Consider the following 965-nt stretch of genomic DNA (forward strand, 5'->3'; position numbering starts at 1 on the left):
GGCGTTATGCAACACACCTAGATTTACTTGTGAGCGACCTCAGCAGCAGTATGTTGTAAAGCGATAATCAATTATAATAATCTAGTCATAGTGATTTAATTTCAGAGGGTTAAGTGTGTTAACAAGAACACAATGGGAACTAGCTTGTTTTGCAGGTTTAATTAGTCTTGCAGGTGTTGCTAGCACAACGGCTTATAATTACGGTGTAGCTTCAAGTCAAAGCAATGTTAGCAGTTTAGAGAATACAATAGAGAGTTACGAAAAAGCTAGCAAGTTGGATACAGAAGCATTTCTGATTAAAGCAACAGAAGCTGCTAATGCGTTAAAGCTATCGATTGATGAAAGGGAAGAACTGGAACGACAACGTAAGAAAATTTCTAGCCTTCTAGAAACTATCCAAAGTAAACAAGTAGATCTAGATAAACTACAAGGTGACTTGTCTGACAGCATTGAGCTGAGAAGTGTTCAGCGCAAAGATTACGAGAATAAAATAAATAATATGCGCAGTTCTCATAAAGCTGAAATTATGTCTAAAGATCAACAGATGGAACAGTTGTTAAATAAGTTAGCTAGTTTAACAACAAATAAAGTTGAGTTTACTCTCTCGCAGGGTGAAGCTAAAAGCTTGAATGGTGGAAGCATCCAAGTTGGTTTTATTGATTATCACAACTATTCAAATCGATGTAATGTTTCTATCAATAATCAATTAGATATTATGAGTGCGGGTGAGTATAAAGACTTAAATGAATGCAAGGTAGTACTGACAAGTTGTACCTATAAGTCTCGAGATGACTTACCTGCGAAATTCGAACTGTTGTGCCCATGATTGCATAACAAGCAATTTAAGAGGGATTCACAACGCTCGGCATTTTTGCTTCTACTTCAAATTTAGTGTTTATGGCACAATGAGTTAGGTTTGGTTGAAGGCGTTGTTCACCCCTTAATTGGGCGTTATAGCGCTTTGA

1 protein-coding gene is annotated in these 965 nt (G+C 36.8%); it reads left to right on the top strand.

What is annotated here, in order from left to right; all coding sequences use genetic code 11:
- The first annotated feature begins 115 nt into the window (after positions 1 to 115).
- A complete protein-coding gene (locus HC752_RS24255; protein ID WP_190337738.1) occupies positions 116 to 826 on the top strand; it encodes a hypothetical protein in 711 nt (236 codons plus the stop codon).
- Positions 827 to 965 lie beyond the last annotated feature (139 nt).

The organism is Vibrio sp. S9_S30 (genome assembly GCF_014694455.1).
GTDB lineage: Bacteria > Pseudomonadota > Gammaproteobacteria > Enterobacterales > Vibrionaceae > Vibrio.